Here is a 14,176-nt window from a genome sequence, read left to right as displayed (position 1 = left end):
AAAGTCCGACTGTCCGCCGTGCAGCAGTTCTACTCGCTCGTTTCATAAGCAATGCATAGCAATCGAGTTTGCTCGTCCATCCCACCTTACTGCGACAAAACCTTTTCTAGTATTAAACCGCCAATTAGCGTAGCGAATAATCGTGGGCGCGTAACGCCGAGCAGATTTGAGGCGCGTGCGCGATTCCGGGATTGCTGAATAAGCTGGAACGGCGACCTCCGACCATTTCCCGAGCGACAGTACTATCGAGGGCGTTGGCCGATGTTCGTGATTCTGTCGCATGAGTGCTGTTCTCAGCTGATATGCTGCACTTCTTTTCCCAGATGCGACGGATTCGCAAGATGCCTCTTGCTGAGGCTGCCTCGCAAGCTAAGTACGACGAGTAAACGAATTTCAAAGTATGGGGTCTGACAGGCAATGCGATTCTGATGACCTGCCTGCCGATGAAATGTGCCGTTGAACTGACCGAGCCGGAGAAGAAGACCTTGCAACAGCTGTCGCTCAAACATCCACATGAGGACTTTCGAACCCGTGGGCTGGGTCTGCTGGAGCTCGGCCGCGGTCGGCGGGTTCATGAGATCGCGCTCGAACTCGATGTGAGCGACAAGTCGGTGTACAACTGGGCGCATTCCTGGAACGACAGGGGCCTGTGTGGTTTGCTGACCGGACATAAGGGCGGGCGGCCCCGCGCATTGTCTGATGCCCTGGTCGCCACTGCCGTCGAATCGGCCCGCGCCGAATCGATGACAGTCAGGCAGATTGCGCTGCGCATTGAGGAGGTGCATGGCCAGCCTTTGCTATGCCGCCTAGAAACGCTGTCGGTGGCGCTCAGGCGCGCGGGGTTTTCCTACAAGCGTGGTCGCTACTCGCTCAAAAAAAACGCGACGAACAGGAGTTCGCCGTGAAAGCAGACACGCTCTCAAAGTTGCAGCAAGCCGCTCGCGATGGGGCGTGCCGCCTGATCTACTTCGACCAGTCGGGGTTCTCCGCTTCGCCGCCGGTGCAACGTGGCTGGTCGCCCATTGGTGAGCCACACCGAGTTGTTCCTCAGCCGCATTGCAGACGCTCGATCCTCGGTGCATTTGATTTCGGTGCGAACCTGCTCAGGCATGAAGCCCGCAAGGCAACCATCAAACGCCCCGACATCATCCAGTTTCTTGATCAGATCGCGCAGGAAGGCAAGCCCGGTTTGATGACTGTGGTGGTGCTCGATAACGCCTCGATTCATCACAACATCGATCAGGAAACCATCGACCGCTGGTTTCTCGACCATCGTATGGTGCTCTTCTATCTGCCGCCGTACAGTCCCGAGCTGAACCTGATCGAAATCGTCTGGAAACACGCCAAGTATCACTGGCGGCGCTTCGTCACCTGGACGAAGGAAACCATCGATACAGAGATCGCGAAGCTGCTCGGCAGCTATGGCTCGAAATTTGAAATCCGTTTTGCCTGAACACTTAAAACGGCTATTGATGAAGGTATTACATATCAGTTTGCCACATCGCAAGGGAGATAAGCGAGCGTAGCGCGGAACGGCATTTGGGCAAAACCGATTGTTTTGTCGATGAACGTGCATAGAATGGAAGAGCGTGACGGGTGAAAACTAGTTTCGTCGCTAACTGTTATTGCATCGGTCGTTAATAATGCATGGCATCGATTCCATGAATGTGCAGGTTATCTGTTGCAGTTGCGGCCTGCTGCACTTGTATATTGTCGGCTGCCCGTTCAAACTGTCCAACGAAAGGTGGTGCAATTTATCTTCATCTGTCTCTTGTTCAGCCAGTGTTGTGGGACGGCGAGCATCCCGAAGTGGATTGTTCGGGCAGTAGCGTCGGTCCATAACGGCGTTCTTTAGATCGTTCAGCATTCGAACTGTCACGTGACCTTTGATCCTCATGCAAGGGAACGATTTTCCACGTCGGGTTGACGCAAACGTTTCGCACGTAACCGCTCACAACATGATGCCTGTACGTATTGATAAGGCGGGGCCGGTTCGGATCATGTCCTTGGTTTTTTTGCCATGTGGGCACACTTTAGGGGAAACCCTTGTCGTGAGCATCATCTTGCCGCCGGTTGTTCTTGCACAGGCCGCTTTCATCGTGTGGCTGCTGGGCGCCCGAACGCGCCGGAACCGGCTTGTTCAGTCCAGTGGCACGGCCGGCCAGGAAGAGTGGCTTCGCCGGATGAAGGCGGCTTTGATGCCCCATGTCGAGGAGCGGCGGTTTCCCTTGTTGCCAGGGAAAAAGGTCGTCGATACTTTCGCGCTATCAAAACCGCCCGAGATATCCGACACCAGAGCTGTCGAGTGTGGCCCTGATCATGTGCCGACTGCGGAGAAAACGCTGCCTCCTCGTGAACAGCTCGCGAGGCAACGGCTGACGGGAAGGTTCCGCGCGGCTATGACTAGGGGCATTCGTTGGGCCGGGATGAGGCGTCGGGGGTCTCGCACCCACCACGACGGCAAGCCGCAGCAGTGGGTCGAGGCTGGAACAATGCACTTGCGGGGGTTAGGCGAGAGCTGCTTTCCGGAGCTTTGGGAATTGTTACCGCTCGGCATTCTCGTGCTGGACGAGCGAGGCGAAATTCTGTTCGCAAACGAGCGGACGGAAAAGGCTTTTGGCTACGCTCGCGGCGAACTGATCGGGGAGCCGGTGTCCAGACTCGTCCCTGAATTCTGGATCGACGGCAGGTCAGCTTATCAGGAAGGTTTTCTGACGATGTTAGCGGCGCTACCTGCCAAGTCGGTACCCAACCTCAATGCCAGACGCAAGGATCTATCAACCTTTCCGGCCGAAATCCGTTTTCTACGGACAGCCTTTAAAGATGAGAGGGCGATCCTTGCGTTCATTGAAGACAGGACGGATTACTACGCGCTGCTGCGGAACCAGCAGGACCTCGCACACGTTACCCGTGTCTCTACCATAGGTGAACTCGCTGGTTCGCTGGCGCACGAGTTGAATCAACCACTGACTGCGATCCTCAGCAACGTGCAGGCGGCGCTGCGCTTTATGGCAGCAGAGCCGGTCGACGTGGCGGAGGTGCGCGAGATCCTGAACGATGTCGTCCAGGATGACTATCGTGCGAGCGAGATCATCCGGCGCGTTCGCGCAGTAGTCAAGAAGGGCGACCCGGAGTTCGTATTGCTCGATCTGGCCAGCGTCATCCACGACGTCGTTCTTCTGCTGCATAGCGATGCAATCTTCCGCCAAACCCAGGTGATCGTTGATATAGCCGCGGACCACCCTACTATCTACGCCGACAAGGTGCAGTTGCAACAGGTCACGCTCAATCTTATTCTCAATGCATTCGACGCGATGAGCGACGTATCGCCCTCCGGGCGCGTGGTCTCGGTTACGCTAACCCAGCAGAGCGGCGGCATGGTCCGCATCGCGGTGCGCGATTGCGGCCACGGACTCGCCGTAGGCGAGCTGGACTCGGTTTTTACGCCGTTCTATACATCCAAACCCCACGGCCTCGGGCTCGGATTGTCAATCAGCCGCTCGATCGTGGAACTTCACGGTGGGCAGCTATGGGTCGAGAACAATCTTGATCGAGGCGCGACGTTCTACGTCACGTTGCCGACAGGGAACGTGGTGGAGCACAAGGAGTCGCGGTAAGAGCCATGGAATATCCCGAGCCCGTGGTGTTTGTCGTTGACGACGACGATTCCGTCCGTACCGCCCTTGCGCGATTGATCCGGTCCGCGGGTCATCGCGTTGAGGCATTCGCCTCGGCACGCGAATTCCTGGCCGGCGCAGACGCGCCCGCATGTCCATCGTGTCTGGTACTGGACATTCAATTGCCCGATATCAACGGTCTTCAGTTGCAACATGAGCTAGGCGATGCTCTGCCGATCATCTTCATCACGGGGCATGGCGATATCGCGATCACGGTCAACGCCATGAAAGCCGGCGCATCTGATTTTCTGGAGAAACCGGTGCGCGACACGGAGTTGCTGAGTGCGGTCGAAATGGCACTCGGGCGGGCCCGAGAGCTTTACGTGAGTCGCTGCGAACTGGATGCCCTGTGTGGCCGTTTCGACCGGCTCACCCCGCGCGAGCGGGAAGTTCTGGAGTGGGTCACGACCGGGTACCTGAACAAGCAGATCGCACGCGAACTAGGTACGGTCGTGCAGACGATCAAGGCGCATCGCGCGCGTGTCATGACAAAGATGGAAGTGACGTCGCTCGCCCAGCTGGTGCACATCATTGACCGGATGGACACACTTTCCTCCACCGACCACCGGCTGTCCCGGTAGATACGCCTCGCCGCGTGGTTCTCAGGCGTATGTGGGCAATGCTGCGTGAACGTCAGAAAGTCGCCTCTTTAATCGACGTAATTGCGCGGGACATCGTAGACAGGCGAGTGCCCGCCTCGCTCCGTTCTGACTTTGCGCCACTCACCTTCCGGCCGGCCGCCGCACGTGGAGGCGACCCGCGAGAGATCTACTTCCTGGCAGCCGGCTCGACGGAAATGGCGAGGGCTTCGGTATACACGGCATCCACCTGATCACCCTTTTTGATGTTTGCGAACTGTGCGGGGTCCTCCTCTTTCAGGTCTAACGTGTTGCCCTTGGGGCCTTTCAACGTGACGGTCCTGTTTCTGGAGTTGACCGCGACGACGTCAGCCACGATCTTCACTTCCTGGCCCAAGGTGCCTCCGGGTTTGTCGCCAACAGGCCTGCGCTGCATCGACGGATTCTCTTCGACCGAAGGAGCGTAGACACCATTTTTCTTGAGGTTCAGGGTAAGCGATTCCCGGTAGACGGGCGTGACGACGTCGCCGACCTTGAGCTGGTCAAAGTTGCCTCGTCGCCGACTTCCACTTCAACGAGCTTGCCGTGTGGCGTCTTTAGCAATACGGTCCTCGTCGGAGCATCGATGTCCTGTACGGTGGCGGTCACCTTCGTGGTTCCCTTGATGGTTTGCTGCGCCCGGCGCTTTCATCACTTGCACGCTGGTGTCCTGCTGCGCCCATGCTGCGGGCGCCATGGCCACGAGGGCAGCGATAACCAGAAATTTTCCGTTCGTCATGGACTTTTCCTTTGAAACGCTGAAGCTCGATCGGAAGTGGGGGCGGGCGTAGCGCGCGTTTCGTTGTGGTTGCACGCGGTGCGTGAGTCCACGGGGAACCGTCTGCATTCCCGAATACTGATCGATCGCAGCGCGAAGAAAGAAAAGGAATGCAAATCAAAGAGCGATCGCTTTCATCGCGCGACGGCAGCCACCGACCGGCTTCCTGATATTCAAGTCTATGGTTATCGGCGCGCCGCTGATAGGGGACTTTGGCCCAGGAGAGGCTACAGCATGCACCGGTTCCGAAACGCTTTATCGAACCTGGGTGATCTGGAGCTTGCTGCAATGATGCAGTCACCAGGACACATCGTCGCTGAAACGTGGACATGGCTCACGGCGACGATACAGCCCGCTTTGGCTTTGGCGGATAGGACCAAGGTCCAATACCGCTATCTGAATATGTCCCGTAGTCTATGTGCTTGGGGCATGCACACGCTCGCATGTTGACGCCACTGGACTATTCATAATGGGAAAAGCCCAACCATTTGTCGTCGTCGTCGATGACGATGAGTCCGTGAACCGGGCGATCAAACGGCTATTGCGCTCGATCGGGGTCGCGGCGGAGTCGTTCGCGAGCGGAGAAGCATTTCTCGAAGCCTTGTCGTCAATCCGCTCGTATCACCCGGCGTGCGTGATTCTCGATGTTCAGATGCCAGGGCTGAACGGACTGGAGGTGCAGCGGCGTCTGGCTGGCAGTGGCTTGCCTATTATTTTTATCACCGCACATGACGACGTCGGCATTCGCGAGCAGGCGCTATCTGCCGGGGCTCTGGCGTACCTGCGCAAGCCGTTTAATGACGAGATCTTTTTCAGGACCGTACGTTCCGCTCTGGGCATGGAGTAGGCGAGGGGGGCGCTGCGGCGACCTCGCGTATGAGACCAAAGGCTAATTGTTATTCGTTAGAGATGCTACCAAAATTAACCATGCCGAATGAGAACCGTGCGTAAGGTACATCGCTGGCGGTTACGTAACGCGATCAGGCATCGACTATTTTTGAATGGAACGCGTCATCATGAAACTCTGCGCGCCAGCCTGCGGACCATATGAAACCGCCTTCCTGCTTTGCACGGGCTGTCACAAGGCGTCGAACGCCCCTCCGGCGACCGTCACCGAAGTGACGGTCATGACGGTTCAACCGCACGACACGCCAGTCTCGTTCGAATTCACCGCTCAGACGCAAAGTTCGCGCGAAGTGGAGATTCGCGCACGCGCAGACGGTTTCCTCGACAAGCGCGTGTATACCGAGGGGCAACTGGTGCATGCCGGGCAGACACTATTCCTGATGGACCCCAAGCCATTCGAGGCGGCGCTCAAGACGGCCCAGGGCCAGCTTGCCCAGCAGCAGGCAAGGCTTTACGTGACGAAAGCCAATCTGGCGCGCGTCATTCCGCTCGCGAAGCAGAACGCGTTGAGCCAGAAGGATCTCGACGATGCGACCGGCAATGAGAAACAGGCCGAGGCCGCCGTGATCTCCGCGGAGGGCCAGGTGCGGGCCGCGGAACTCAACCTGAGCTATACCACCATCAAGTCGCCGCTCGAAGGTCTGTCCAGTTTCGCGAGGCAGCAGGACGGCAGCTATGTGTCCGCTGGCTCATCGAGCCTGCTCACCTACATTTACCAACTCGACCCGATGTGGGTGAACTTCAGCCTTTCGGAAAAGGAACTATTGAGGTATCGCGCCGAAGCCGAGAGAGGGACGCTGCGGCTGGCGGCCAATAGCGACTGTGTCGTCACTGTCGTGCTGGCCGATGGCACCGTGTTTCCCGCGCAAGGCCACATCAACTTTACCAACCCTGCCTTTAGCGACCAGACCGGGACATTCCTCGTACGCGCCTCGTTGGCCAATCCGAAAGGCACCTTGCGCCCCGGACAGTTCGTGCGCGCCGTGGTCTCCGGAGCTGTGCGACCAAACGCGATTCTCGTGCCACAGCGCGCGGTCCTGCAAGGTGCGAAGAGCCACTTCGTGTGGGTGGTCGACAATGACTCGAAGGCGCATCAACGCGTGGTCGAAACCGGCGAATGGCATGGGGACGACTGGTTCATTGCCGAGGGACTCAAACCGGGCGAGCGCGTCGTGGTGGATGCGGCAATCCGGGTTGTCGCCGACACGCCGCTCAAGATAAAGGGCGCGCCCGAGGCGGCCCCGACGCCGGCTCCGGCCGCCAACGCATCGCCCGACCAGCCCCCGCATCTGGCCCGCCGGTCTGGCCAGATCGCGATCGAGTGAGCGACGGTCGATATGAACACGATTCTGAACGGTGTGGTCTATCTCTGGAACTCCGGCTCATGGCCGCTTGCCGCCATCGTGTTTATCGCGAGCATTTCCGTGCCGATGCTCAAGATCATCGCGTTGATATTTCTTGTTGTCTCCACGCAGATCCGCTCGGCCTGGTCGCCACAACAACCGGCGCGGATCTACCGGGTGGTGGAACTGGTCGGGCGCTGGTCGATGCTCGACATTTACGTCATCACCATTCTCGTCGCGCTCGTGCAGTTCAAGGGGCTCGCGACCATCCAGGCCGGCCCTGCCGCCATTGCATTCGGGGCGGTCGTCGTTCTGACCATGTTTGCCGCACTGTCATTCGACCCGCGCCTGATCTGGGACCGGGCGGAGAAAAATCATGTCCCGGCCGCCCGATAACCGTTCGCCCGACATTCCCGATGCCGTGGCGGTGCCGCGCAAGCGCTGGCGTATGCAACTGGTCTGGCTGGTGCCGATCGTCGCTGTGCTGATCGGCGGCTGGCTTGCTGTCAAGGCGGTGCTCGACAAGGGGCCAACGATAACGATCAGCTTTGCGACCGGCGAAGGTCTCGAAGCGGGCAAGACCAAGATCAAGTTCAAGAACGTCGACATCGGTACCGTCACCAGTGTGGTGCTGTCGCCGGACCACCGCCGCGTGATTGCGCGCGCGGAACTCGCCAAGGACGCATCGAGCCTGCTGGTCGACGACACGCGCTTCTGGGTGGTGCGCCCGCGCATTTCCGGCGGCACCGTGTCGGGCATCGGCACGTTGCTATCCGGTTCTTTCATTGGCGTGGATGTGGGCACCGCGAAAACGTCGCGCACTGACTTTGTCGGGCTCGAGACGCCGCCTGTTATCGGCACAGGTGTGCCGGGGCGGGAATTCATCCTGAAGGGTGTGGACATGGGCTCGCTCGATGTGGGCTCTCCGATCTTTTTCAGGCGCCTGCAGGTTGGACAGATCGCGTCGTACAAGCTGGATGCAAATGGCAAAGGGGTGACCATGCATGTGTTCGTCAATGCGCCCTATGACAAGTATGTCAAGGACGATACCCGCTTCTGGCACGCCAGCGGCATTGACGTGGCGCTCGATACCAATGGCGTCAAGGTCAACACCGAGTCGCTCGTCGCGATTCTGATCGGCGGACTCGCCTTCCAGACGCCAGAGGAGAATGAAGAAAAGAGCGAGGCTGCCGGGGGCACGGAGTTCTCGCTGTTCCATACTCGCGACGAGGCCATGAAGCGCCATGACCGCATCGTCGATACGTATGTGTTCGACTTTACCGAGTCGGTTCGCGGGCTGTCGGTGGGTGCGCCTGTCGATTTCCGGGGGATCGTAGTCGGTGAGGTTGCGGCTATTAATACGCGCTTCGATCCAGTCACAAAGCAGTTCAGCATGCCGGTCGAGATTCGCTATTATCCCGAGCGCTTCACGTCACGCTTCGAGAACGGCGCAAAGGGCGGGAGGGTGTCAACAGATCGCCGCCAGCTCGCCGACTGGCTGGTCGCGCGTGGCTTGCGTGGGCAACTGAAAACCGGCAACCTTCTGACCGGGCAGTTATATGTCGCGCTCGATTTCTTCCCCAATGCAGCGAAAGCGAAGGTTGACTGGGACGCCAGTCCGCCTGAATTGCCGACCACGCCCGGCGGCCTGCAATCGCTGCAGGATTCGGTGACGGCGCTGGTTGCCAAGCTCAACAAGATTCCGTTCGAAGGGATCGGCAACAACGCGAAACAGACGCTGCGGGACGCTGACGCGCTCCTCAAGCGGTTGGACGCCGAGGTCCTGCCTCAGGCACGCAGCACACTCGCAGCGGCACAGGCCGCACTGAATTCGGCAAACACAGCGCTGCAGCCCGACTCGCCCCTCACGCAGAGCACCGCCGATACGATGCGCGAACTCGCACGCACCTCGGCAGCGTTCCGTACGTTGGCTGACTACCTCGAACGTCATCCTGAGGCGCTGATTCGCGGCAAGCAGGAGGATAAAAAGTGATGCGCACGTTTCTGTCCCGGGCATTGGTGCTGACGGTCGCCGCACTGGCCGGCTGTAGTACGTCGCCAACCACCAGCTTTTATACGTTGGGCGCGGTCGCCACGCACGAAGATGCCCACACGGTCCGCCCGGTCAGCGTGGTGGTCACATCAGTCACGGTGCCCGAGCTCGTGGACCGCCCGCAGTTCGTGGTTCGCGTCAGCGACAATCAGGTGAAGCTCGACGAGTTCGCGCGATGGGCGGACTCGGTGAAGAGTCAGATTCCGCGCGTGATAGCGGCCAATCTCGCGGTTCTGCTGCCAGGCGCACGTGTGTCCGTCTATCCGCAGGACACGGATGCCGGTACACCGTACAGTGTCAAGATCGAACTCCAGCGCTTCGATGGCGCGCCGGGCGAGGGTGCCACCGTCGAGGCAATATGGTCGGTCAGCCCGTCCAAGGGGAGGGCGCCAATGAACGGACATACGGTCGCGCGCGAGCCCGTTGCGGGCCCCGGCTACGAAGCGCTCGTGGCGGCGTACAGCGCGGGGCTCGGTGTCGTCAGCCATGACATTGCCGCGGCGATCCAGGCAAGTCTGTCGAAGTGATGAGGGAAACGAAGCTGCGCCGGGCCATGACCCGAAGAAGTGCGTTATCGAGGATATCGATCACTGGTGTCAGCGTTTCGTCTCGCGACTCACCCTGACTGCGCTGAAGTTGCCTGCTGCTGCCACGTCCGTCGCGTATGCAGCAGAGGGGGCGCATTGCGCCAGATCAATTACACCCATGACTCGCGGCCGTCTTGTAGCACTTCTCGCCGTTCGGGCCCCTGTACGCGCCCTTGCCGTTAATCGTCTTGGCTTCTACTCCTTTGCTCGTCTGCGTCGTCGTCACGCCAGCCTGATTCTTTTGCGATTTCCAGGCGTTACCCGTATTGCGGTTGTAGCCGCCGGCAGTTTGTCCATTGTTGCAAACAGTCACCCCCGCGCGTTGGTTGTGCATTCCGCGAAGGCGTTTGAACAAATCACTGCACATGCAAATATCACGAGAGCTTTCATGACAACCATCCCTTGATGGGCCTCACGCCAATGCTCGGCCTGGGGACCTGTACGATTGTCGGTATCCGGCGCGTGTGACCGCACTGGTTTGGTTCGCACGCGGTGTTTCTTATGACGACGGCACGCTTCGAGTGGATTCGTCCTGTCTGTTGGTGGAGCGGTGCTGTCCAGCGAGACCCTGGTCCCACGCGAGCCAGGTCACTCACCGCTCTCTGCGTTGCCGCCGAAACGTGGACAAGCGCAGTTTTACCTCCCGCTAACCCACGCCGTTACCTGCCGAGCATGGCGAGCGCTTCACGCATAGGCTCGACCGATACGGTGATCACGCCATTGAGTGGCGTGTTCATCTCCAGAATCAAAAAAATGGCCCCGGAAGTAGATAGCGCGCCCAGACACAACGCTGCAAGGACGGTCCAGTTAAACGAGCCGAACATCCCAAATGCAGCGAAGATAATGGAGAGCCACACAACCAGGGTAACGAGAAGCGGCGTGGGGAGCGCGCCCACACTCTGCAGGAGTGTCAACCGTCTCAGAGCCAGAACCTGATCCGAAATCTCCAGGGCGCTCGCCTGAAATTGACGCTGCGCCGCGGTGCCCGGCGAGAGTTCACCCAGTTTGCGCTGAAAGGCCTCCACCCTGAGTGTCGTCTCCGGGCTGCCAAGCCTCGCCAACTGCGCGGGGTCGCCCGAAGACAGTATCTGGATCGACGTGCCGAACATCAGCTTAAGCAGGCCTCGGACCTCCTGGGTCTCGGGCCCGTATCTTGCCAGGACACGGTCGAGTTGAACGACGTTGGCGGCGTTGTGCACGAGTTCGCCATTCACCGTGTCCAGCGAGTTTTTCGCCGACGAGATCAGCAGGCCGAGCACCAAAGCCGCCATCGTGGCGATCAGACCAGTCGTCAGCTTGACGACACCGATGGATTCCTCGGAAAGATGGCGCTCCGGAAGGATGGCGCGCAGACACAAGCCAAGCACCGCGCTGCCGAACACGCAGCAAAATACGATAAAGGCGATAACGAAATGGTGCACCGCTCAATCCTCCCTCGCTGGTTGTGGATGAACGGACTGCCGATTTTCCGGACGTGGTGATTACCGGACCGTTTGGTTAAGCGTGTTCGCCCACGATTCAGATTACACGACGTGACGAGTGGCGGATAGTGAACTTTGGTCCTGTGTTTGGACGGTGAACATCTCCGCTCTCTGCCGGCAAACGGCTCTCGCAATCCCACTACACGTGGATCGGGCGCCGTAGAATCGGCTGTCCCTTACTTCCGGACGCGCCGCGTGTCTCAGGAGCGCCGCAAGCCGTCCCGATTCCGTCTGCCGCGCCGCGCCAGTTCATCGTGGCAGGCGCCGCGTGCCCGTACGCTGTTCACCCGGCCGGCGGCCGCGCCGCACCGTGTGTTGCTGCGGCGTGTTTATCTGGTGGTCGGGCTGTGCGCGCTCGCGTTCGCCGTGCTTTATCTTGATCGCGATGGTCTGAAAGATGCCCACCGTGATGTGCCCGGCATCATTGATTTGATGTACTTCACGATGATCATGGTGGCAACGGTAGGCTACGGCGACATTGTGCCGGCCACGGCTCGCGCTCGTCTGATTGATGCGTTCTTTATCGTGCCGATCCGGATCGGCATCTGGTTTATTTTCGTGGGCACGGCATATAAGTTTGTCGTTCAACGCGTCATCGAGGAATTCCGCATGAAACGCCTGCAAAAGCAGTTGCGCGACCATGTCGTCGCGTGCGGCTATGGGTTGAGCGGCTCGGTGGCGGTACGCGAGCTGCTGCGGGTCGATCCTGACGCGATTGTCGTGATCGACCCGCAGCAGCCAGCCCTCGGGACGGCGACCTCGCTTGGCGTGGCCGGCCTGTTCGGCGATCCGTCAAGAGAAGACCTGTTGTAGCAGGCTCAGGTGCGCGTGGCGAAAGCGGTGATCATCAGCGTGGCCGATGACGCCACGGCGATGCTGCTCACGCTGACGGTGCGCAGCATCACACCGGTGAGGACGATCGTGTAGATGCTCGGGAGGCCGGAATGTTCCGGTTCGACGAAGGGGTAAAGGTCTTTCTGCATCGCGAACCCGTTGACTTCCGGATGGGCATCAACGGCCTGTCGATTCTCGTCGAACAGGTGATGTCACTCAATCCGATGGCACAGGCCTCTACGTGTTCTGCAACCGCCGGCGTGACCGCATCAAAATTTTCTGCTGGGACGGCAATGGTTTCTGGCTGTTTCTCAAGCGGCTGGAGGGCAACGACTGCTTCGCCTGGTCGAACGATGCGGAGATCGCCACGTTGAGCGTCGAGCAACTGCGCTAGCTTCTACAGGGCATCGACCTCGCGACGGTCAGGAAACATACATCGTGCGCTTCGCGCGCAACGAAGGAATCCTTTGCCAGGGGCGCGGGTTTGAGCTCGTTGAACACGTAGAAGTAAACGTCATTAATGTTCTCAGACTTTTCCGTCTCAGGCAGACATCCATGAAATGGGAGAGGCCGTTCAAGCACTTGAGTTTGAGTTCATGGCCGAAATCCGTCAAGCGATCGCTCTTAACTAAGTTCGCGCTGCACTATTAAACCAAGAACTCGATGAGATCGCACACTGCCAGTTTCCTTGGCTCGGCGAGCAATGCATTTCTTAGCCTTGGCAGCAAACTTTCCACCCTTCTTAACGGCTTCCATCAACAGCAGTCATAGTGGGCGATGGGAACCTCTGGGAGGCTCCGGTCCGCACGAAGAGATCGCACTGGTCGCCGTCACGCTCCTGCAGCCTTATTTTCAGTCAGGCGATTATTAAACCAATTTACGGGATCTTGTACTAGGTTCCTCGAAAAAGACTATAAAAGTCCACCGTGCCCGCGTGATGGAAAAGATGGGAGTGCACTCGCTGGCCGAACCGGTGCGAATCATCGATAAGGCCAGCATCTCTCGTTCACCCGATCAGTCCGCGGCGCGCTGAAGTCCTGGCAACGTCTGGAATTGCACGCACGCTTTCGTGAGGGTATAGCACCAAGGTCCAATATCGGCCGGCCGCCAGATGTCATAGTCTTAACCTAGCGTCGCATCAGGTTGGGTACTGTGCCTGTACGCTCTCTGGAGCGCGCATAGACTACAAGTACCGGTTTACCTATCAGCCGGGCAGTTGAACGGGCGAAGATAACGGATGGTTTGCGTACTTCAACTGCTTTGTATATGAATTCTGGCGCATCCCGTTTGTCCGGCGGGAGATCGCGAAGCTCACCCAGACGGCCATCGAGTTCCCGCCGATGTAGAGCGGCGCGAGCTTTCTCCCGGAGGCGATCAAGGCACCCGTCCTGAAAGCCATGGCGGTGCAAACCAGGGAGTACGCCAATGCAATTTGAACTGCTTCATCGCTAAAGGCCGGCCGGAAATCGGAAGCCGACATAGGAAATATGGGTCGATGCCGGGTACGTTGTGTGGCATGCCGGCTCGTTTCATCCACAGAATTATCGCCGCATTTCACCTTGTCGTCAGCAACGTGACAGTAGCCTTCTGACGTGTCGTCGCAGGTGGCCGTGTTCCAAAGATCCCGTGCCCCTTATGGATCCGAATGCGTCTCGCGGCTTTTCCCTCCCCGTGGGTGCAGCGCTGGCATGTGCGGTTGAGAAACATCACCGTGAGAGCGCCACCCTGGCGGCCTGGCTCATGAGATATGCTCGGATCTGGTGTACGGGGGAGTTGAGGCGGGAGGTTGAAGGCGGTGGACGTTTCAGCTGAGAATCTGATTGTCGAAGTCGGAAACCAGCAAACAACAAACCATCCACCATGTGCAAGTTTACGGAAAAAGAAGTCATCGGTCTATCGA

At 58.9% G+C, this 14,176-nt stretch carries 12 protein-coding genes and 4 pseudogenes; 12 read left to right on the top strand and 4 right to left on the bottom strand.

What is annotated here, in order from left to right; genetic code table 11:
- Positions 1–428: 428 nt before the first annotated feature.
- The 4 genes from P0D89_RS46365 to P0D89_RS46350 all read left to right on the top strand — a co-directional run bounded on the left by P0D89_RS46365 (position 429) and on the right by P0D89_RS46350 (position 4,258).
- A complete protein-coding gene (locus tag P0D89_RS46365) occupies positions 429–905 on the top strand; it encodes a helix-turn-helix domain-containing protein (protein WP_408368805.1) in 477 nt (158 codons plus the stop codon).
- Positions 902–1,453 (top strand): IS630 family transposase, encoded by a 552-nt coding sequence (locus P0D89_RS46360; RefSeq protein ID WP_408368807.1) that lies wholly within the window; start codon positions 902–904, stop codon positions 1,451–1,453. The genes P0D89_RS46365 and P0D89_RS46360 overlap by 4 nt, the downstream gene beginning before the upstream one ends.
- 598 nt (positions 1,454–2,051) lie before the next feature.
- Positions 2,052–3,617 (top strand): sensor histidine kinase, encoded by a 1,566-nt coding sequence (locus P0D89_RS46355; RefSeq protein WP_408368809.1) that lies wholly within the window; start codon positions 2,052–2,054, stop codon positions 3,615–3,617.
- A 5-nt stretch (positions 3,618–3,622) separates the two neighbouring features.
- Positions 3,623–4,258, top strand: coding sequence for a response regulator transcription factor (locus P0D89_RS46350; protein ID WP_408368811.1), 636 nt, complete (start codon positions 3,623–3,625; stop codon positions 4,256–4,258).
- 187 nt (positions 4,259–4,445) lie between these two features.
- Here the strand turns inward: P0D89_RS46350 and P0D89_RS46345 are convergent, their stop codons facing one another.
- Together P0D89_RS46345 and P0D89_RS46340 are read right to left on the bottom strand one after the other, a co-directional pair.
- The gene (locus P0D89_RS46345) at positions 4,446–4,652 is read right to left on the bottom strand and encodes a hypothetical protein (protein ID WP_408368813.1); all 207 of its coding nucleotides are present in this window, start codon (positions 4,650–4,652) and stop codon (positions 4,446–4,448) included.
- A gap of 174 nt (positions 4,653–4,826) precedes the next feature.
- A complete protein-coding gene (locus P0D89_RS46340) occupies positions 4,827–5,033 on the bottom strand; it encodes a hypothetical protein (RefSeq protein WP_408368815.1) in 207 nt (68 codons plus the stop codon).
- Positions 5,034–5,541: 508 nt separating this feature from the next.
- Between P0D89_RS46340 and P0D89_RS46335 the strand changes: the two genes are divergently transcribed.
- From P0D89_RS46335 to P0D89_RS46315, 5 genes and pseudogenes are all read left to right on the top strand, one after another.
- Positions 5,542–5,919 carry a response regulator gene (locus P0D89_RS46335; protein ID WP_408368817.1) on the top strand — a complete coding sequence of 126 codons (378 nt, stop codon included), beginning with the start codon at positions 5,542–5,544 and terminating at the stop codon, positions 5,917–5,919.
- Between the two features lie 169 nt (positions 5,920–6,088).
- On the top strand, positions 6,089–7,303 hold the full coding sequence (locus tag P0D89_RS46330) for an efflux RND transporter periplasmic adaptor subunit (protein WP_408368819.1): 1,215 nt from the start codon (positions 6,089–6,091) through the stop codon (positions 7,301–7,303).
- A 15-nt stretch (positions 7,304–7,318) separates the two neighbouring features.
- Positions 7,319–7,717, top strand: a pseudogene (locus tag P0D89_RS46325) (paraquat-inducible protein A); the annotation flags it as partial.
- The gene (locus P0D89_RS46320; protein ID WP_408368821.1) at positions 7,698–9,314 is read left to right on the top strand and encodes a PqiB family protein; all 1,617 of its coding nucleotides are present in this window, start codon (positions 7,698–7,700) and stop codon (positions 9,312–9,314) included. The pseudogene P0D89_RS46325 and the gene P0D89_RS46320, both read left to right, overlap by 20 nt.
- A complete protein-coding gene (locus P0D89_RS46315; protein WP_408368823.1) occupies positions 9,314–9,901 on the top strand; it encodes a PqiC family protein in 588 nt (195 codons plus the stop codon). The genes P0D89_RS46320 and P0D89_RS46315 overlap by 1 nt, the downstream gene beginning before the upstream one ends.
- Before the next feature lie 719 nt (positions 9,902–10,620).
- Here the strand turns inward: P0D89_RS46315 and P0D89_RS46310 are convergent.
- Entirely contained in the window at positions 10,621–11,382 is a 762-nt protein-coding gene (locus P0D89_RS46310) for a bestrophin-like domain (RefSeq protein ID WP_408368825.1), read from the bottom strand.
- Positions 11,383–11,637: 255 nt separating this feature from the next.
- On the opposite strand from P0D89_RS46310, the pseudogene P0D89_RS46305 reads away from it, so the two are divergent.
- The 3 pseudogenes from P0D89_RS46305 to P0D89_RS46295 form a co-directional block, all read left to right on the top strand.
- Positions 11,638–12,366, top strand: a pseudogene (locus tag P0D89_RS46305) (potassium channel family protein); the annotation flags it as partial.
- Positions 12,367–12,386: 20 nt separating this feature from the next.
- A pseudogene (gene tnpB / locus P0D89_RS46300) lies at positions 12,387–12,670 on the top strand (IS66 family insertion sequence element accessory protein TnpB).
- 510 nt (positions 12,671–13,180) lie between these two features.
- Positions 13,181–13,309, top strand: a pseudogene (locus P0D89_RS46295) (LuxR C-terminal-related transcriptional regulator); the annotation flags it as partial.
- A gap of 171 nt (positions 13,310–13,480) precedes the next feature.
- Here the strand turns inward: P0D89_RS46295 and P0D89_RS46290 are convergent.
- Positions 13,481–13,756, bottom strand: a complete 276-nt coding sequence (locus tag P0D89_RS46290) for a hypothetical protein (protein WP_408368827.1) — start codon at positions 13,754–13,756, stop codon at positions 13,481–13,483.
- Between the last annotated feature and the right edge of the window lie 420 nt (positions 13,757–14,176).

Origin of the sequence: Paraburkholderia sp. RL18-085-BIA-A (genome assembly GCF_046027075.1) — a bacterium.
Classification (GTDB): Bacteria; Pseudomonadota; Gammaproteobacteria; order Burkholderiales; family Burkholderiaceae; genus Paraburkholderia.
Note: the sequence above shows the minus strand (reverse complement) of the source record. Positions and strands in the feature narration are given on the sequence as shown.

Bases quoted from the DNA above. Each gene is read 5' to 3' on its own strand.
- P0D89_RS46335 (WP_408368817.1), top strand. From the start codon at position 5,542: ATGGGAAAAGCCCAACCATTTGTCGTCGTCGTCGATGACGATGAGTCC.
- P0D89_RS46350 (WP_408368811.1), top strand. From the start codon at position 3,623: ATGGAATATCCCGAGCCCGTGGTGTTTGTCGTTGACGACGACGATTCC.
- P0D89_RS46330 (WP_408368819.1), top strand. From the start codon at position 6,089: ATGAAACTCTGCGCGCCAGCCTGCGGACCATATGAAACCGCCTTCCTG.
- P0D89_RS46315 (WP_408368823.1), top strand. From the start codon at position 9,314: ATGCGCACGTTTCTGTCCCGGGCATTGGTGCTGACGGTCGCCGCACTG.
- P0D89_RS46365 (WP_408368805.1), top strand. From the start codon at position 429: ATGACCTGCCTGCCGATGAAATGTGCCGTTGAACTGACCGAGCCGGAG.
- P0D89_RS46340 (WP_408368815.1), bottom strand. From the start codon at position 5,033: ATGACGAACGGAAAATTTCTGGTTATCGCTGCCCTCGTGGCCATGGCG.
- P0D89_RS46290 (WP_408368827.1), bottom strand. From the start codon at position 13,756: ATGTCGGCTTCCGATTTCCGGCCGGCCTTTAGCGATGAAGCAGTTCAA.
- P0D89_RS46320 (WP_408368821.1), top strand. From the start codon at position 7,698: ATGTCCCGGCCGCCCGATAACCGTTCGCCCGACATTCCCGATGCCGTG.